At 44.4% G+C, this 19,509-nt stretch carries 15 protein-coding genes and 1 pseudogene; 7 read left to right on the forward strand and 9 right to left on the reverse strand.

Going from position 1 to position 19,509, the window contains the following annotated elements; genetic code table 11:
* Positions 1-45: 45 nt before the first annotated feature.
* The 9 genes from CXF65_RS00105 to CXF65_RS00150 form a co-directional block, all read right to left on the reverse strand.
* Positions 46-1,128 (reverse strand): formate dehydrogenase accessory sulfurtransferase FdhD, encoded by a 1,083-nt coding sequence (locus CXF65_RS00105; protein ID WP_101210614.1) that lies wholly within the window; start codon positions 1,126-1,128, stop codon positions 46-48.
* A gap of 62 nt (positions 1,129-1,190) precedes the next feature.
* Positions 1,191-3,524, reverse strand: coding sequence for an FdhF/YdeP family oxidoreductase (locus CXF65_RS00110; RefSeq protein ID WP_101210615.1), 2,334 nt, complete (start codon positions 3,522-3,524; stop codon positions 1,191-1,193).
* A gap of 179 nt (positions 3,525-3,703) precedes the next feature.
* A complete protein-coding gene (locus CXF65_RS00115; RefSeq protein WP_025651418.1) occupies positions 3,704-4,498 on the reverse strand; it encodes an ABC transporter ATP-binding protein in 795 nt (264 codons plus the stop codon).
* A 61-nt stretch (positions 4,499-4,559) separates the two neighbouring features.
* Positions 4,560-5,462 carry an ABC transporter permease gene (locus tag CXF65_RS00120; RefSeq protein WP_025651417.1) on the reverse strand — a complete coding sequence of 301 codons (903 nt, stop codon included), beginning with the start codon at positions 5,460-5,462 and terminating at the stop codon, positions 4,560-4,562.
* 494 nt (positions 5,463-5,956) lie between these two features.
* Positions 5,957-6,994 (reverse strand): ABC transporter substrate-binding protein, encoded by a 1,038-nt coding sequence (locus CXF65_RS00125; RefSeq protein ID WP_101210616.1) that lies wholly within the window; start codon positions 6,992-6,994, stop codon positions 5,957-5,959.
* A 94-nt stretch (positions 6,995-7,088) separates the two neighbouring features.
* The gene (locus CXF65_RS00130) at positions 7,089-8,138 is read right to left on the reverse strand and encodes an ABC transporter substrate-binding protein (protein WP_101210617.1); all 1,050 of its coding nucleotides are present in this window, start codon (positions 8,136-8,138) and stop codon (positions 7,089-7,091) included.
* A gap of 479 nt (positions 8,139-8,617) precedes the next feature.
* Positions 8,618-8,902, reverse strand: coding sequence for a hypothetical protein (locus CXF65_RS00140; RefSeq protein WP_101210619.1), 285 nt, complete (start codon positions 8,900-8,902; stop codon positions 8,618-8,620).
* Between the two features lie 37 nt (positions 8,903-8,939).
* Positions 8,940-11,045, reverse strand: a complete 2,106-nt coding sequence (metG, locus tag CXF65_RS00145; RefSeq protein WP_198551919.1) for a methionine--tRNA ligase — start codon at positions 11,043-11,045, stop codon at positions 8,940-8,942.
* Between the two features lie 388 nt (positions 11,046-11,433).
* Complete coding sequence (locus CXF65_RS00150) at positions 11,434-12,849, reverse strand: GntP family permease (protein ID WP_101210621.1); 1,416 nt, start codon at positions 12,847-12,849, stop codon at positions 11,434-11,436.
* A 357-nt stretch (positions 12,850-13,206) separates the two neighbouring features.
* Here CXF65_RS00150 and CXF65_RS00155 point away from each other — a divergent pair, with 357 nt between their 5' ends.
* The 7 genes and pseudogenes from CXF65_RS00155 to CXF65_RS00185 form a co-directional block, all read left to right on the forward strand.
* Positions 13,207-13,920 (forward strand): CoA transferase subunit A, encoded by a 714-nt coding sequence (locus tag CXF65_RS00155; protein ID WP_101210622.1) that lies wholly within the window; start codon positions 13,207-13,209, stop codon positions 13,918-13,920.
* Between the two features lie 175 nt (positions 13,921-14,095).
* Positions 14,096-14,725 carry a CoA transferase subunit B gene (locus CXF65_RS00160; RefSeq protein WP_101210623.1) on the forward strand — a complete coding sequence of 210 codons (630 nt, stop codon included), beginning with the start codon at positions 14,096-14,098 and terminating at the stop codon, positions 14,723-14,725.
* A 65-nt stretch (positions 14,726-14,790) separates the two neighbouring features.
* A complete protein-coding gene (locus CXF65_RS00165; RefSeq protein ID WP_101210624.1) occupies positions 14,791-15,591 on the forward strand; it encodes a 3-hydroxybutyrate dehydrogenase in 801 nt (266 codons plus the stop codon).
* 343 nt (positions 15,592-15,934) lie between these two features.
* Positions 15,935-17,287 (forward strand): magnesium transporter, encoded by a 1,353-nt coding sequence (gene mgtE / locus CXF65_RS00170; protein WP_101210625.1) that lies wholly within the window; start codon positions 15,935-15,937, stop codon positions 17,285-17,287.
* A 218-nt stretch (positions 17,288-17,505) separates the two neighbouring features.
* On the forward strand, positions 17,506-18,738 hold the full coding sequence (gene apbC / locus CXF65_RS00175) for an iron-sulfur cluster carrier protein ApbC (RefSeq protein ID WP_025651406.1): 1,233 nt from the start codon (positions 17,506-17,508) through the stop codon (positions 18,736-18,738).
* A 102-nt stretch (positions 18,739-18,840) separates the two neighbouring features.
* Positions 18,841-19,266, forward strand: a complete 426-nt coding sequence (locus CXF65_RS00180; protein ID WP_101210626.1) for a hypothetical protein — start codon at positions 18,841-18,843, stop codon at positions 19,264-19,266.
* Positions 19,267-19,289: 23 nt separating this feature from the next.
* A pseudogene (locus CXF65_RS00185) lies at positions 19,290-19,509 on the forward strand (DUF2804 domain-containing protein); the annotation flags it as partial.

Raw genomic sequence — 19,509 nt, forward strand, 5'->3', positions numbered from 1 at the left:
AAATATTAATTTTACAGAGTGGGGGAAATAGAAAACAGCGGTGTTTTAAAAGCCTGAGTAATAAGTCACTCTATTGTTACGTAAAAATCCTGCTAATCCTAAGCCATAGCGCTCGGCGACACGTACAGCAGTACTAGTGGGCGCAGACATACCGACCAACCAAGGTATTTGGCTACGAATAGATTTTTGTACCAGCTCGATAGACAGACGAGAGGTCATCACCACGCAGTCGACATCTACTCTATGCCGTAGTTGCCAGCCAATGAGCTTATCAAGGGCATTATGACGACCCACATCTTCAAAGAGATGCAAGCGCTGTCCTTGCATGGTTGCTGCAGCATGAACAGCACCTGTCAATTGATGAGTATGCTGGGTCGCATCTACTTGTGCGCGTATTTGCAATAAATAGTCAAAACTTGGTATCGCACTTTTATTGCTAATACTGTCTCCGAGTTTGTTTTGACTTTCATCATAAAATTCACTCTCTGGGTCATCTTGCAAACCGTCTTGTGAATAGGTGTTTGAGACATAGGCGCTTGATTTATCACTGCTTGGTTTATAATGACTTAGGTTGGGAAGTGCTTGTGTCAAGCCAGTGATACCACACATACCACATCCTGTACGCCCCGCCAGCTGCCGCCGTTGGGCTTGAATACGCTGATGACTACGCTGATTTAACGTCAATTCCACCACATAAATATCGTAATCTTGCAGCTGTGCTAAGGTTTGCTCAAAGGAACCAGCCGTATCATTTTCATCCATTGAGTCTTGAGTAAATCTTTGATAGCTTGCCATATCTGTCAGCTGGGTCACTTCCCAGTCTAATAAGTCATGGCTGTGTTGAATCAAACCTTCGCTGAACAAAAAGCCTATCGCTAGATATTCTAGCTGATAAGGGCTTGCCATCAATACTGCATAATGAATGCCGTTAATGATAATAGAAATCGCTGCTTCTACGACCAAATTTGCTGATTGATCTTCAATATACGCTTGCTGGCTACCACCTGATTCTATAGGTGCATAGTAATATTTTTGTACCAAATGCGCGCGCGATAGTGGTGTCACAGTAGATTCTGCCGTCGCTTCAGACATATCGACAGCTGAAGCTTGAGTGTTTAATTTAGCCATTATAAGTGCTGACAGCCTTTTATCATTGTTGACATAACTCACCTTTCATCTTGCAAACTATCTTAGGCAGAAGCTGCCAACTCGCCTGCATTGACGCGCTCTAAGGCCACGGTAACAGACTTGTAGGCAGGGATATGAGAGTCTGGCGCATGCGTGTCCAAATCAAACAAGTCATTACATTCAGGATAATAGGTAGCCACAGCGTTGGCGGCGATATCCATGTCGGTAAGTATCAAAGGTCCCAATGTGCGTTGCTCACCATGACTGTCTTGACGTGAGATAATGACATTATCACCTTTTTGCCAACCCAACCGCGTCATTTCATCAGGATGCATAAATAAAACATCACGGCGATTGGTGTGGCGATAACGGTCTTTAAACCCGAATATCATGGTATTAAATTGATCGTGACTGCGCACACTGGTTAACTGCCATACTTTTTGTCCTGTGTTTTGACTGTCATCAATATTTTGTACATCATTTTTAAACGCTGTCGTTTTTTCTGCCATTTGACCTGCTACATAAGTAATCGGATACTTTGGCACTTCAAATTGTGCTTTGCCGCTATCGGTGTTCCACACGCGGTGACGCGCAGCATGATAAAGATGAAAACCACGTTCGCTCGCACGAATACGCTCGTTAAAGTTCTCAAACCCATCAATGGCTTGAGCGACATAATCACGAACGGTATCGAAGTCTTCGCTCATCGCTTGCCAAGGGATTAACGAATCAGAGCCAAATACATGAGTAGCAATATCGGCGACAATCTGAGCCTCGGACTTCAAAGTGTTGCTGACAGGTCTCAGATTACCTTGAGTCGGCACAATCTGACACATGGAGTCTTCAATAGTCGCAAATTGCTCACCTTTCGCAGTAATGATGCGCTCGGTACGACCCAAGCAAGGCAGAATGAGGTTGTTTGCACACGGATAGAGCATGGTCTCATTAAGCTTGGTACCCACAAAAATATTAAGCTGAGTCGTGGTTAAGGCTTGTTGAATCGCTTTGGTATCAGGCGCTGCAACCGCATAATTACCACCCATACCCATAAAGACTTTTAGCTTTCCAGCAATCAGCGCCTTTGCACCTGTAACCACATCAAAACCGTGTTCTTGTGGCATTGGGTGCTCGAACACACGTTCTAGGCTATCAAGTAAGCTTTGCTTGGGACGCTCATGAATACCCATGGTGCGATCGCCTTGCACATTGGAGTGACCCCGCACAGGTGACGCACCCGCACCGTCAATACCTATCATACCCATCAACAGTAGCAAATTGGTAATCATAGCGACATTGTCATCGCCCTGCACATGCTGGGTTATGCCCATACCCCAAGTGCAAATAGTCGCTGGACTGGCGGCCACCAGCTTAGCAAGATTAATAATTTCTGCTTGAGAAATACCACAACCAAGCTGAATATCTGCCCATGATTGTTCGGTCAACCACTGTTTCAATGGCTCAAAACCAGAGGTATGGGTTGTAATAAAGTCAGTATTAATTTTATCATTCTCAATCAGCCATTTAGCCAAACCCGTCAGTAGAGCCGCATCACCACCGATTTGAATTTGAACGACCTCATCGACCATGTCATCACTCTGTCCTGCCGCCATATGAGTTGGTTTTTGCGGGTTTCTAAACTTACTTAAGCCTTGTTCACGCATAGGATTTATCGAGATGATTCGACATCCTTGCTCGTGAGAGTGGGCAAGCATCTCAAGCATACGGGGATGGTTGGTTGCCGGGTTTTGTCCAAACATCAATATCAATTTGGCTAGCTCAAAATCCTCTAGTTTCACCGTCGCTTTACCGATGCCTAATTGCTTGCCAAGCATGACCGAGGTTGGTTCGTGACACATGTTAGAGCAGTCTGGTAGGTTGTTAGTACCAAAACAGCGGACGAATAACTGAAACATAAAGGCAGGCTCGTTAGTGACGCGACCTGAGGTATAGAACAGTGCTTCGTCAGGTGAATTAAGCTGTTCCAACTGCTCAGCGACATGCTCATAAGCGGCTTGCCAAGAGATGGGTAGATAATGATCTTGCGTGGCATCGTAGTATAGCGGTTCGGATAATCGACCGATATGTTCTAACTCATACCCTGACCAACCTTGTAGCTCTGTGACCGAGTGCTTGGCAAAAAACTGTGCATCTGCACGGGTAGACATGGTTTCACTTGCCAGCACCTTGATGCCTGTCTCACAGACATCTAGCGCTTTGTGTGACTTGTGATCTGGCCATGCGCAGCCTGGACAATCAAAGCCACCCTTGGGTTGATTGCTGTTTAATACGCTCAAGCTACCACGCAAAAAAGCCTTATAATCCATGAGTTTGCGAGTAGAGGCAATCAGAGCAGGCCAACCAGCAGCAGGATGAGTATAAACAGGGATTTTGCGCATGGCAGACCTCATAGATAAATAGCGATAAGAATAATAAGTAGGTTTTGATATAGGTATTGATATAGCAACTATATAATGACTGACCAAAACTTGGTAGGATCATTAACTATTGATAACAAAAAACGCCTGCTATTAAACAGGCGTTTTTATATTTAGCTCCAAAGTATTTGCTAAATTATTTAACTCAATATTAAGCTATCATCTTCAACTTTTTCGCCGCGTGTTTGCTCAAACATATCAAGTAAATCATGCACTGTCATATCTTTACGAATATCACCAGCGACATCTAGTACGACTTGCCCTTGGTGCAGCATGACGGTACGTGTGCCATGTGCCAATGCTTGCTGCATTGAGTGGGTGACCATCATGGTTGTGAGCTTATTGTCAGTCACAATCTTATCCGTTAACTCTAAAACAAAAGCAGCGGTTTTAGGGTCAAGGGCAGCAGTATGCTCATCTAGCAATAAAATCTTAGAAGGCTGTAAAGAGGCCATAAGCAGACTGACTGCTTGGCGCTGACCACCGGATAGTAGACCCATACGGTCGGTTAGACGGTTCTCTAAGCCCAATTTTAAAACAGCAAGTTTTTCGCGAAACAAATCACGGTTATTCTGATTTAGCGCAAAGCTCAGACCGCGTTTGCCACCACGTTTATAGGCCAATGCCATGTTTTCTTCAATGGTCAGAGCTTCACAAGTTCCAGCCATTGGGTCTTGAAAGACACGCGCGACCCAATGAGCGCGTTGATGGGCAGTTTTCTTAGTGACATCAATACCATTTAATAAAATTGACCCACTATCGACGCGCGTGGTGCCGCTTACAGCGTTCAAAAATGTCGATTTACCAGCACCATTGGTACCAATGACGGTCACAAATTCACCATCAGCGATGTTTAGATTAATACCACGCAGGGCAGGGTTTTCGATAGGCGTGCCCGGGTTAAAGGTCAACCGTAAATCAGTGGCTTGCATCATAATCGTTATTCCTTATTGTCTCTTCAAGCTTAATACGGTTATTTACCGTCTGTATTGGCTGTCATTGAACGCGAACTTTGCGTGATAAAAACTTGGTTTTCGCTTTTGGTAATACCAAAGCCAATACCACGAGTAGAGCGGTAATCAAGTTTAAATCTTGCGGGCCAAAACCAATACTACGCAGCGTGTCGCTCGATAGCGCGACCTGAATAAACAGCTTGTATAGTACCGCACCGACGATGACCGCAAAGGTAATGAGCCAGATACGTTTGGCAGGAATGATAGTCTCACCGATGATAACGGCTGCTAGACCAATGACAATAGTACCAATACCGATAGAGATATCTGCGCCACCTTGGGTCTGCACAAACAACGCCCCTGCAAGTGCAATTAGGCCGTTAGAGACGGCCATACCGATAATGGTCATCCAAGAGGTATTAATGCCTTGCGCTTGGGCCATACGGAGGTTTGAACCAGTTGCACGCATAGATAGGCCAGTTTCAGTGCTATAAAACCAATCTAAGAATAACTTGGCAAGCAGTATGACCACACCAATAATCAGACAGCGCATCCAATAGCCGTTGCCATCTGTCACTAAGGTACTAAATACCGTGGTTTCACCCAGTAGTGGCAAGTTCGGCGCACCCATGATGCGTAGGTTGACAGAATATAGAGCGACCATCACTAAGATACTGGCAAGTAGTTGCAGGATGCCAAGTTTGACGTGCAACCATGCAGTGACGATACCAGCGACTGAACCTGCTAGCATACCAAAAGCGCATGCCAACCATGGATTGACACCAGCGACGATAGAGATGCCCGCGACGGCGCCGCCTAATGGAAAGCTACCATCAGCGGTCAAGTCAGGAAAGTCGAGGGTGCGGAATGAGATCAGCACACCAAGTGCCACTAGGCCATAAATCAGACCACTTTCAAGCGCACCAAAAAAAGCAATTAAAGACATAAGAGATCAATAAGTCATAACCAAGCGTTCAGCAATGCATGTTCTGATCATTAATTCATAAAATAAATAGCGTATAAACGCGCACTTATCTATAAATCTAACAGTCAGCTTTCGCTAAACGGCTAAGCGGTGAATTTAACAGATTAAGCAATCTGCGGTTAGGGTAAACCAAAACATATCACGATGAAAAACTATCATAAGCTACCTTGGTTCAAAGCTTTTATTCATAAATATTAGAGACTTAGATACTGCACAATGACTGTATAAGCAAACACGACCTTATAAGCAATGCCTTAAATAAAAAGCCATTAAGCAACAACCAGTCAAACCAGCACTGCTTAAACAAGAAGCCCAGCCTACTGACTCATAGCTGGGTTTCTTGTTTAAACATTTGGCATCATAGCCTGACGTTAAGCGATAAAATTTGATTATATTATATAGTCAAATTATCGTTTACCTAGCAGCTGCTAATAAAAGCCAAGTATAAAGGTGCGCTATTCTACCACTTCTTTTGCTTTATCGATAACTGCTTGTGGCAAAGTAACGCCTTGTTCTTTGGCATGATTTGGACTGACGTACAAATCAAGCATTTGCGGCGTATAGACAGGGATAGCGCCCGCTTTTTCACCACTTAGGATGCGTACCACGATTTTACCAGTTTCGCGGCCAAGATCGTAATAGTTTACGCCTAAGGCAGCAATCGCGCCGCGTTCAACCGAGCTGGTATCAGACGCAATCAGTGGGATTTTGCTTTCTTTAGCGACTTGATATAGTGACTCATAGGCCGATACGACATTGTTATCGGTTGAGGTATAGATCATATCGACCTTACCTTCGAGGCTACGAGCGGCCATGGCAATATCAGTACTACGCTGAGCAGGCGCTTCGAGGACATTGATACCTAGTGGTGTCAGTTTCTCTTTTAAGTTTTTTAAGATAATTGTTGAGTTAACTTCGCCCGGACTATAAACATAGCCGACGTTCTTTAAGCTAGGAATGATTTGACGCATCAATTCGATTTGTGGCTCATAAGGCAGTGCATCAGAGCCGCCAGTGACATTGGTACCAGAGCCATCTAGTTTTGTGACTAGTTTGGCTGCGATTGGGTCAGTGACTGCCGAAAATACTAAAGGAATGGTGCTAGTCGCCGCAGCTACTGACTGCGCTGATGGCGTACCAATCGCGATGATAACATCTGAATTGTCTGCGACGAATTGCTTGGCAATCTGTCCTGCAGTCGCTGTATTGCCTTGGGCGCTTTGGAAGTTCACCGTTAAGTTTTCACCGTCCTTAAAGCCGGCCTCATTAAGCTCATCGATGACGCCTTTGCGCACATCATCAAGTGCTGGATGCTCAACGATAGCAGTGATAGCCACCGTCTTCATTTCTGTGGCAGTATCGCCATTGGCGGCAGCATCAGTGCCGCTAGCATCTTGCGCTGGTTGATTACAGCCAGTCAAGATAGCGGTACAAACGCCGCCTAGTAGTAGCGCCTTACTAAAATTAAAACGTCCAAAATTTTGATACAACATAGGTCTCACTCCTGAAAATAATAATGTGTCCGTACATTATTTAATAATTAATAATTAAAAATTAAGGGCAGCTGTCTATACAGATGGCTGACTGTTATTTGTCCGCACTCTGCGCTTTTTCGTCGACATTAATGGCATTTTTTAACAAGTCATCTGTCAAGCTCACCCCTTGCTCTGCCGCGTGTTTAGGGCTTGCGTACAAGGTTAAGGTATTCATCACTTCAGGCTTGATCGTATTGACTGCTTCGCCATTTAATACGCGATAGACCATTTTGCCCGTGGTACGGCCAAAGTCATAATCGTTGACACCTAGCGCCGCTGTCGCACCGCGTCTCACACTAAACTCGTCTGAGGCAATAACCGGAATATCAAGCTCATTGGCAGCACCAGCCATTGCTTCAAACCCTGACACAACGTTGTTATCTAATGAGGTATAAATGACATCGACGCGACCAGCAAGACTACGAGTCGCCATCGCAACGTCAGTTGGGCGATTGGCTGTCACATCTAAGATTTTCAGACCACGCGCTGGTGCGAGTTTTTTAAGTTGATTGAGTACCACTACAGAATTGATTTCACCTGGGCTATAGACGTAGCCAATGGTTTTTGCATTGGGCACAATCTTTAAAATATTGTCTAACTGCGGTTCAATCGGTAACTCGCTCGATAATCCAGTGACGTTGGATTGGATAGGCACATCATTTTCGTCAATGAGTTTCGCTGCGACAGGATCAGAGATGGCCGTATAAATAACTGGAACCGTTTTGGTTGACGCCACAATTGACTGAGCAGAGGGCGTCGAGATTGCCACGATGGCATCGGGATTGTCACCGGCGAACTGCTTGGCAATTTGCCCTGCTGTCGCAGTATTACCTTGCGCGCTTTGAAAGTTGACCGTTAGGTTTTGGCCTTCGACGTAGCCATTATCAGCCAGCTCATCAATGATACCGCGGCGCATCTCATCTAATGAAGGATGCTCGACGATTTGCGTGATGGCCAGTGTCTTGGCAGGCTTGTCGGCATCAGTAGTGGCAATCTCATCATTTTTGGCAGTATCGGTAGAGTTTGAGCAGCCGATTAATCCAAGGGTGGCGCTGATAGCAGCACCATAGAGGCTTAAGCGTAAAGTAGAAGCAATAGTCATTATTATAGTAACTCATCGGTTATATCAATCATAAAAACCACACCAACATTCTCGGATTCGTTAAAACTACTCAGGGTAGTGTTTGGATTCGTCTTCGCTGTGTTTGATTTTTAAGGATGGTATTGGAAAATGCAGGTTAGCCGAGTCAATGCTATGTTGATGCCAAGATAGCAGGCTAACAATAAGGTAATCGTTCCGTCGATCATTATGTTCATATTATGACAGTAATGTAAGTTATCGCAATAAAAAATTAAAGCGTATTCGTCACCCGTATTATTCAGCCATATAAGGATGGTTTTACTGAGCAGCTTCTGCATCTTTATGCTAGGGTCTGTTGAGCATTCAAATATGGTACTGGTAATCGCTTGCACTTGGTTTGCTTGTATCGAAATTATTGCCATTCCACTATCTATATAAATGACATAAAAAAAGACGCTACTTAGGGCGTCTTTTTTTATGTTTAATCTATCGCTTAACTGTCAATCAAAGACCCGCCATAAACTACGAAATAGCCAGCCAATCACATAAAGAGGAATCTCTAGTATGTCGATAAAGTACAACCAATCCCAGATACTCGAAGGCTCTGAACGACGGTTACGCCGTGACTGTTTGATATCTGTGGTGATAATAAACAACAACGCGCTGATAACACCACTAGCAATGGCTATAAATAGTACCGTTATATCTTCGGTAAAATACCAGTAAACCAGCAAGCCTACTGTTAAATAAAGGAGAATATCTGCTAACAGTCTCAGCAATACCACTATCATTCTCCAATATTTCGTGCATCAGCCATGTTAATTAAGCAAGCACATCACCAATGACGCAATCATCAGGCAAGGTAACGACCGTTAAGCCTGTCTTTGGATTGCCAGTCGATAACACCATGCCTTCTGAGAGTCCGAATTTCATCTTACGCGGCGCAAGATTGGTCACGCAAATGACCTTTTTATTCAGTAATTGCTCAGGCTCATAAAACTTACGGATACCGCTGAATACATTACGTGGCTTGTCTTCGCCAACGTCTAAGGTAAATTGTAGTAGCTTGTCCGCGCCTTCGACATGGTTACACTCTAAGACGTGCGCGACTTTCATCTCAACTTTGGCAAAGTCTTCGATACCGATATAGTCAGCCTGCTCATTATCACTACCAGTATTAGCCTCTTTCGCTGAGGGAGTGTTTTTCTTTGCTGACGTATTATCAGCATTAGCAACTGGAGTCGCAGTTTGAGCCAAAGATTCCTTTGACGCTTCAACCATCGCTGCGACGTCTTTTTCTTCGATACGCTGCATTAAAGGTTTAAACTTATTGATTTTATGACCAAGCAACCATTGGTTACGGCTGGCAAAGCTTAGATCGTCAATGTTCAAAAACGCTTTAGCGTTGGCGGTTAGCTCAGGCAATACTGGCGCAAGATAAACCATTAATTGACGGAAGATATTAATCGCGACCGAGCAAACATCTTGAACTTCTTGCTCTGCGCCTTCGACCTTAGCAAGCGCCCATGGTTTTTTCTCATCGATATATTCATTGGCTTTATCAGCACATTGCATAATCAAACGCATGGCACGCGAGAACTCACGGTTTTCGTACGCGGCGGCAATTTCATCACCCGTTTTGGTGATGTCTTCTAATAAGTCTGACTCTACGCAAACCTCCGACAGCATACCGTCGTATTTTTTCACTAAGAATCCAGCACTACGACTGGCAATATTGACCACTTTACCAACTAGATCAGAGTTAACCTTTTGCATGAAATCTTCTAAATCAAGGTTGATATCCTCGACTTTATCAGACAATTTACTAGCAAAATAATAACGCAAGTACTCAGGATGTAAGTGATCAGCATACGTTTCGGCTTTAATGAAAGTACCGCGCGACTTACTCATTTTTTCGCCATTGACCATCAAGAAGCCATGGGCAAAGACGCCGGTCGGCGTACGCAGCTCGCTACCCGCTAGCATCGCTGGCCAAAATAGCGCATGGAAGTAAACGATGTCTTTACCGATGAAATGATAAACCTCGGTCTTATGCTCGTTTTCTTGCATCCAATAACGATCAAAATCTAATTCGTTTTCAGTACCTTTGCGCTTATCACACAAGTTTTGAAAGCTCGCCATGTAACCGACCGGTGCATCGAGCCAAACATAGAAGTACTTGTCTGGCTCATCGCTTGGGGTATCTGGAATTTGGAAACCGAAATAAGGTGCATCACGTGAGATATCCCAGCTGGTCAGGCCAGCGTCAAACCATTCTTGCAATTTATTAGCGACCGATGTTTGCAAGCGATTGTCACTGCGCGTCCAATCTTTTAAGAATTGCTCAAATTCTGGCAAATCAAAGAAGTAATGTTTAGAGGTTTTTAGAATGGGTGTGGCATCAGACAACGTCGAGTACGGATCTTTCAGATCTGTCGCATCATAAGTGGTACCGCACACTTCACAGTTATCGCCATATTGATCCAGCGCACCGCATTCAGGGCAAGTACCTTTGACAAAACGATCCGCTAAAAACAACTGCTTTTCAGGATCAAATAATTGCTCAACGTCTTTAGTACTGATATGTCCAGCACTACTAAGACGACGATAAATCAGCTCAGAAAAATGCTTGTTTTCTTCTGAATGGGTGGTGTGATAATTGTCGAAGTCAATCAAAAACTTAGCAAAGTCCGCTTCATGCGAAGCTTTAACCGAGGCGATTTGCTCTTCGGGTGTTACACCATTGGCTTCTGCTTTGAGCATGATAGCCGTACCGTGTGCATCATCCGCGCAGACATAAGTGACCTGATGGCCTTGCGCTTTCATCGCACGCGCCCAAATGTCGGTCTGAATATATTCTACAAGATGCCCCAAATGGATATAGCCATTGGCGTAGGGCAGCGCACTGGTTACTAGAATCTCACGCACTTTTGTCACCTATATTTTTATATAAACGGGTTGGTTATCAAACGTCTTGAGCGCTTTATGGCGAGCGGACGCGATATTGTCAATACTAAAGCTTTTAAAATTTCTAAAAAAGGAAAAACCAAAAAAGTGTGCCTATGATACCGTAATTCGGCCAAATTTGTGACATTCCTCAGTAATTAATACGTTAATCAATATAATCATTGGCTCTATTATGCCGATAGATTTCTATGCATTTATCAGGTGTCAATAACCTATTTTATTTAAAGAACATAGTCGTAAAGCGGCGATAAAAAACCCACCAAGCAATCTGCCAAGTGGGTTTTGAGTTTGCACATTAAAACTCATCGATATTCAAAGCTCAAGAAATTGCTTGAAGCTTAAACGGTTTCTAAAATGAGCCAAACATCGTCCCTAGAATAATAACCGCGACTACCGCAATTAATGGAATAATCATCGTGACCATCGCAAGATTCAAGTAGGATTGCTTATGGGTCAAGCCACAAATCGCGAGTAGGGTGATGACCGCACCACTATGAGGGAGCGTATCCAAACCACCCGCTGCCATGACAGCAACACGGTGCATCAGTTCTGGATCAATACCAGCGGCAACCGCCATTCTTAAATAATCTTCACCCAACGTCGATAGGGCAATACTCAAACCACCAGAAGATGAGCCAGTAATACCAGCAAGGGTGGTCATCGCGACCGCTTCTGAGATAAGTGGGTTATCAGGCGTTAGGTTTAAGATGCTGTCACGAATAATAAGAAAGCCTGCCAATGAAGCAATGACCGCGCCGTAACCCACTTCTGAGGCGGTGTTAAAGATGGGCAACATCGAATCATAAGTACCACGGTTGATGGTTTTTTGTAGATTATTCCAATGACCGATACGCATGACTATCAATACGATAATAGCCACTACCAATGAGATAATAATAGACCACAGCCCCAGCGAACCGGCGATATTTAAATCCGGGAACTGAGCTTGTAAGCCGCTAAAGTCTAGTGAAGGGAACACTGCATAAGTTAATAAAGCGTTTAAAGCGATGACCAGCACCAATGGAATCATTGCGACCATAAATGAGGTGTGATGCGTATTTAGCACTTCGGCTTCTTTTTTGGCTGCACCAACGCCGCCTACATCCTCTTCGTCATGCTGACCGTAGCCTTCACCCGCTGCATTGGCTTTTCTGGCCCGTGACTGTAGCCATAACCAACCACAAATAAACATAATCGTACCGCCGATAATACCCAAAATAGGCGCGGCAAAGACGTTAGTATTATAATAAGGAATCGGAATGGCATTCTGAATGGCTGGCGTGCCCGGCAATGCGGTCATGGTAAAGGTAAATGAACCTAGCGCAATCGCTGCCGGAATCAAGCGCTTAGGAATATCTGCAGCTTTGAATAGGTCTTTGGCAATTGGATAGATAGCAAACGCCACGACAAATAACGACACGCCACCATAGGTCAAAATGGCACAAACCAAGATAACCGCTAGAATGGCTTTGCTGGCACCGAGTTTTTCGACCACGGTATTGGCAATCGCTGTCGCCGCGCCAGAGTCTGCCATTAAACGACCGAACAATGCGCCCAATAAGAAAATAGGGAAGAACTTAAGTAAAAACCCACTTAACGCGCCCATAAAAACATCGGTATACGCTGGGATACTGCTTAAAAAATCTCCTGATAAGAATACTGCTAAAGTCGCCATAATCGGTGCTAATATCAGCACTGAGTAACCGCGATAAGCAAAGAACATCAATAATAATAACGTAATGACAATAGCAAATGTGCTAAACATAATCGCCCTCCTTGGCAAAGTTCAATCAGCGAGTATGCAGGGCATGTTTATCTGGGTCAATAAAATTAATCAAAATATGTGATTTTTGATTTTTTATCAAACATTAATCTAGAAGAGTCTGATATTGACTTGCCTCATACCCCGCTACTGTGCTGTCTCGTTCGTTCTTACGGTTATTCTCTTCTCGCTATGAGAATTATATGTTAAGTTAGCACAAGTGTTTTAATGATGATATATCGATATAAAGTGTATTAATATAAATTTAAAACAGTCAATACTCTATTGATTGGCACAGTAAATAAATCATGATAGATAATGGACGTTAATAACAAAAAACAGACTTGCAAGGAGATAAGCATGAGTCGCTCAAAAGTATATAGCAGTGCCGAAGAGGCGCTAAAAGGTGTGGTAAGTGATGGACAAACACTTGCTATCGGCGGTTTTGGTCTGTGCGGTATTCCTGAAGCGTTAATCGAAGCATTGCGTGATAGCGGAGTTAAGGATTTGACCTGTATCAGTAACAACGCAGGTGTCGATGATTTTGGCTTAGGATTGCTATTACAAACCCGTCAAATTAAAAAAATGATTTCATCTTACGTCGGTGAAAATAAGGAATTTGAGCGTCAATACTTGGCCGGCGAGTTAGAGGTTGAGCTGACCCCGCAAGGGACGTTGGCAGAAAAATTGCGTTCGGGCGGCGCAGGTATTCCCGCGTTTTATACGGCGACTGGCGTTGGCACTATGGTCGCTGAAGGCAAAGAAATCCGTGATTTTGATGGTCGCACTTATGTGCTTGAGCATTCATTGCGTGCAGATGTGTCCTTGATTAAAGCGCAAAAAGCAGATAAAGCGGGGAACTTAATGTTCAATAAGACGGCCCGTAACTTCAATCCAGATTGCGCGATGGCAGGCAAAATCACCATCGTCGAAGTTGAAGAAATCGTAGAGACGGGTACCTTTGACCCTGATGAAGTACACCTGCCTGGTATTTTTGTGCAGCGTATCGTCTTAAATAGTAACCCTGAAAAACGTATCGAAAAAACCACCACTAAAGCCGTTGAGAGTGCTTAGTGAGTGGTTTTATCCAAACCTTTTAAAGATGACGTTAATAATAGAATATTGTAATACCACTTCTAAAAATTGAGCAGCAAGTAAGATAACCCTAAGTGCTACATTTTGTAGACTAAGCGAGTTTGATGCCGCTAATCATATTTCTTGGAGTGGTTATGAAAATAAGGAAATCACCATGGCATGGACAAGAGAGCAGATGGCACAGCGTGCCGCAAAAGAGCTAGAAGACGGCTATTATGTAAACTTGGGCATTGGACTACCGACGCTAGTGGCTAACTATATTCCTGATGATGTGGATGTTTGGCTACAGTCTGAAAACGGCCTATTAGGTATTGGCGAGTTTCCAACGGCGGAGAATGTCGATGCAGATTTGATTAACGCGGGCAAGCAAACGGTAACCGCAGAACCGGGTGCCAGTTACTTTGGCAGCTCAGAGTCGTTTGCGATGATTCGTGGCGGTCATATCAATCTGGCAATATTAGGCGCGATGGAAGTGTCAGAAAAAGGGGATTTGGCCAACTGGATGATTCCCAAAAAAATGGTCAAAGGCATGGGCGGTGCGATGGATTTGGTGGCCGGTGTGCAGCGGGTTATTGTGCTGATGGAGCAAGTCAATAAGCATGGCGAGCCAAAAATACTTGCCAATTGTGAGCTGCCACTGACAGGTAAAGGCGTGGTCGACCGTATTATCACCGAGCTTGCTGTATTAGACGTGACTGAAAATGGTTTGAAGTTGGTTGAGCTGGCAGAAGGTGTCAGCTTTGATGAGCTACAAGAGAAAACGCCAGTGCGTATTGCGCAATAAGCTTGTTGCATCAATATGTCTAGCACAGACATCCAAACAACCTATTTATTAATGGACTATAAAATATGGCGACCCAATTACAACAAGATTTGACCGGTAAAGTGGCCTTAGTCACAGGCGCTGCAAGTGGTATCGGACGTGACATCGCTGAAACCTACGCGAAGGCTGGCGCTGCAGTTGGTATTGCTGATATCAATCTTGAATCAGCACAACACACAGTCGATGCTATCGAAGCAGCTGGCGGTCGGGCACTTGCTATTGAAATGGATGTCACATCAGAAGCTGCAGTAAATGATGGTGTACAGCGATTGGTCGAGCGCTTCGGTGGTATTGATATTCTTGTCTCCAACGCCGGCATTCAGATTATTGACCCGATTAATAAGATGGCATTTGATGATTGGAAAAAAATGCTCGCTATCCATTTAGATGGGGCGTTTTTAACCACCAAAGCGGCCATACAGCATATGTATAAAGACGATAAAGGCGGTACGGTCATCTATATGGGCTCGGTACACTCGCACGAAGCTTCACTATACAAAGCGCCTTACGTCACTGCCAAGCATGGTCTATTGGGGCTGTGTCGTGTGCTAGCAAAAGAAGGCGCTGAGCACAACGTACGCTCGCATGTGATTTGCCCTGGCTTTGTCAAAACACCGTTGGTCGAAAAACAAATCCCGCAGCAAGCAGCTGAAAAAGGCATCAGCGAAGAGTCAGTGGTGAATGACATCATGTTGGTCAATACCGTCGACAAAGAGTTTACGACGGTTGATGATATTGCGCAGTTAGCGCTATTTTTGGCAGCCTTCCCAAGCGATGTATTCACTGGTCAATCTATCGTTGCCAGTCATGGTTGGTTTATGAACTAGGACGTGTCCTCAATTCCAGCGATTGTATCTAAACGGGCTAAAAGTGGCTAAATTTTGCCAAACATCGTCAAATAGCTGATTAATATCCTGATATTATTTCCGCTATTTTCCTCACTTGACTGCAATTTATCTCATTTTTATGAGCATTTTTAAAATGAGGACACGCCTTAGCTGAATGACGGATTAATAGGTTTGTGCGGGCGCTTTGATTGGTTTAAGAATCATTGGCTTGCTAATAAAAGCCCATTGCCTTAGCATCTTGTTTATATTAATTGGAGCCAATTAGATTGGCTCTTTTTTGTGAGTATTTGCTGCACCGTTTTGGGTTGCACGGAGTAACATGATGAATAATAAAGACCTTGCAGAGACTTTTGCAACCAAACTAAGCCGTGCCATCGAGCAGCAGCAATTCGAGCAAGCGATTAATCAAGTGCAAGAGTTGCGCCCCATTGATATCGCGGATGTGCTTACGCTCATGGCATCTAAACTTGCTTGGCAGCTGCTAGAACGTTTGCCCAATCGTTCTACGGTATTTGCTTATTTAGAGCCTAATATTCAAGTCGCTATGGCGTATGAGTTTCCTCGCGAAAGTATGGTAATACTAGTGGGCGAGATGCCCGCAGATGAACGCACTGATTTATACAAACATCTAAATCAGGATCAGCGTGATGCCTTATTGCCAGCATTAGCACAGGCGCAGCGTGAAGATATTCGCAGGCTTTCTGCCTATGAAGAACGTACTGCTGGTGCACTGATGACATCTGACTATTCAACGTTAGCGGCGCATATGACCGTCACTGAAGCATTAGCGGCGCTACGATTAGAAGCACCTGATGCCGAGACCATTTATCATACTTATGTAATTGATGATGAGCGTAAGTTGTCAGGGGTAGTGTCATTACGAGCATTAATACTAGCCGCTCCTGAACAATTAATTAATGACATTATGCTGAGCACTGTGGTCTCTTGCAATGTCAATGACGATCAAGAAGATGTCGCCAAAGTTGTGGCTCGTTATGACTTGATTGCCCTGCCAATTACTGATGACCATGGCGCTTTGGTCGGTATCGTGACCCATGATGATGCCATGGACGTTGCCAGCGATGAGGCTACTGATGACTTTCACAAGTCGGGTGGTGTCACGACGATGGTTGGCAGGCTTAAAGATGTCAGCATTAAAGTGCTGTATCGTAAGCGCGTATTCTGGCTAGTGTTTTTGGTATTTGGAAACTTGCTCTCTGGCTTTAGCATTGCTAACTTTGAGGAGGTGATAGCAGCCAATCTAGTGCTGGTATTTTTCTTACCACTACTGGTAGATAGTGGCGGTAACGCCGGCTCTCAGTCTGCTACGTTGATGGTGCGTGCGCTAGCGACGGGCGATGTCGTCATGCGTGATTGGCTCTCGCTATTAGGACGAGAAGCCATCGTCGCCCTGATGCTGGGTGCGACGATGGCCGTTGCTATCTCTATCATCGGTTATGTGCGCGGCGATGCTATTGTGTCACTGGTGCTCGCGCTTAGTATGATGTCCGTAGTCATGATTGGCTGCGTGATTGGCATGAGCTTGCCTTTTGTATTGAACAAAATAGGACTTGACCCTGCCACTGCCAGTGCACCGCTGATTACCTCAGTGTGTGATGCTTCTGGCGTGCTGATTTATCTGTTTATTGCTTCACAGTTTTTGTCTATAGGATAGCGCACGACAAACGGTCGCAGTAGCGCAAATAGTAACACCTGATACCAAGCTCGGTCTTACTGGCGTTGTGGTTTTTTTATACTTGTAATTCAGCTACACTGTCACGATAAAAGGTTTGGCCAAAAAGCTTATGGGCTATAATATTTATCCTATGCGCTACAGTATTCACTGAGTTGTTTGACCATACCCACCCACTTGTATAGGCAGTAACGGTAGCTATGTTTAACTTTATGAAGAAAAAAACCACTCACAATGAAACCCCGCAGCAAAAAGCAGAACGCGATAGTGCCGTGGACAAGGTACTGCTCGGCTATGAAGTAGGCACTATCAGCATTGCCACTATGGTCACGGGTCTTGAGCGCGACGGCGATCAGCTCACTTTAGATTTGCGTCTACCTGTAAATAGTAATCCTGAAGCCATTCAACAAGAGCTTGGAAAGCTGCTCTATCCGCACGGTATCAAAGCGATCCATATGAACGTCCGTCTGCCAGCACCAGCGAAAGGGACAGGGTCAAGCTTACCGAAGGCCATGCCCAAGACCACCAATGCAATGGACGCCCAGAATCAGTCAGCATCAAAGCCTGATAGTGGCACTAAAACTGATACTGCTGCCGAACCGCCGATTACCAAAGCCGCGCCGACACAAGCATCATTGACAGCGCATCCGCGTATTCGCCATATTATCGTGGTGGCGTCGGGTAAAGGTGGTGTTGGTAAATCAACGACTACCGTGAATATCGCTTTGGCATTACAAAAGCTAGGCAACCGTGTTGGCGTGCTCGATGCTGATATTTATGGTCCTAGTATGCCAACCATGCTGGGCGTAGATAATGTCAGACCTGAGCTAGAAAATGAGCAGTTTATTCCTATCAATGCGCATGGCATGGCGATGTTATCGATTGGTAGCTTACTCGATGGTGACAATACGCCTGTCGCGTGGCGTGGACCAAAGGCTACTGGGGCGTTGATGCAGCTCTATAATCAAACCAATTGGCCGCAGTTAGATTACTTGGTCATTGATATGCCACCGGGTACCGGTGATATTCAGCTCACGCTAGCCCAGCGTATCCCCGTGACTGGTGCGGTGATTGTCACGACGCCGCAGCATATCGCCTTACTTGATGCGCAAAAAGGCATTGAGATGTTTAACAAGACTAATATTCCGGTACTTGGTGTGGTTGAAAACATGGCGCTGCATACCTGTAGTAATTGTAATCATACCGAAGCCATCTTTGGTACAGGTGGTGGTGAAAAAATCGCTGAGCAATACCATGTGCCGCTATTGGGACAACTGCCGCTTGCCAGTGGTATTCGTGCACAAGTAGATAAAGGTGAACCAAGTGTTTTGGCAGATGATGAGTTTGCGCCGTACTATCTAAACATTGCTAAAAATATCGAAGCCAATATTAGTAAGTTTGCAAAGCCTGTCGATGATAAGCGTATTTTTTAATGGTTTTCTAATGGCTCTTAATAGTGCTAATGGCTTTTATTAATAGCAAAATAGCCTAAGCATATAAAGTTTGAAAGGCTTGAATTTTAAACGGGGAATAGTATGAGCTTATTGATTTATCAACGTCATTTAGATGATACTCCAAAGCAATACAGGCTCTTAAAATTATTCCGCCCGCCGATATACGTGATTGAGCTCTCTAACAATCAAGCGAGTGCCGTTTGCTACTATAAAGATGGCAGTAGCAAACGCTATGAAGTCCATGCGGATTTCAGCAATCGCCGACTGGTGATTGCTGATTTTTTTAAAGCGGTACAAGCGATGACTGATCTACTGCTTAAATTTCCCAAACATCCATTTGGCATCAGTGCTTTTGCCATAGAAAATGTGACTGAGGAGCTGGCAGATGGATTGACGATGATAGAGATTAAAGCCATTAGAGAAACAGTTTGGGCAGCATCAGGACAGGCAAAAAGAAGGATTATAGGTACCACCGTCAGCTACCAAGGACAGGTAGTCTCTCAATGAACCATGGCTAGGATGCCTCAATCATGAATCAAAGTCGCAACGACCAAAACCAACAAGACTCATCAGCCAGCTCAAAACCAATGATACTTGATCAATTGATCCAAAACGGTCAGCCTATTTTTGGCATCTTTGCTCAAGTCAAAAGCATCAATTATCTGGATTATCACAGTTATCTTATTTCGCAAAAGTCCTTATCCAATTGGCGCAAAGAACTAAAAGCCAATCAATTCTGCTTTATTCAAA

It is taken from the genome of Psychrobacter sp. Sarcosine-3u-12 (assembly GCF_002836005.1).
Classification (GTDB): Bacteria; Pseudomonadota; Gammaproteobacteria; order Pseudomonadales; family Moraxellaceae; genus Psychrobacter; species Psychrobacter okhotskensis.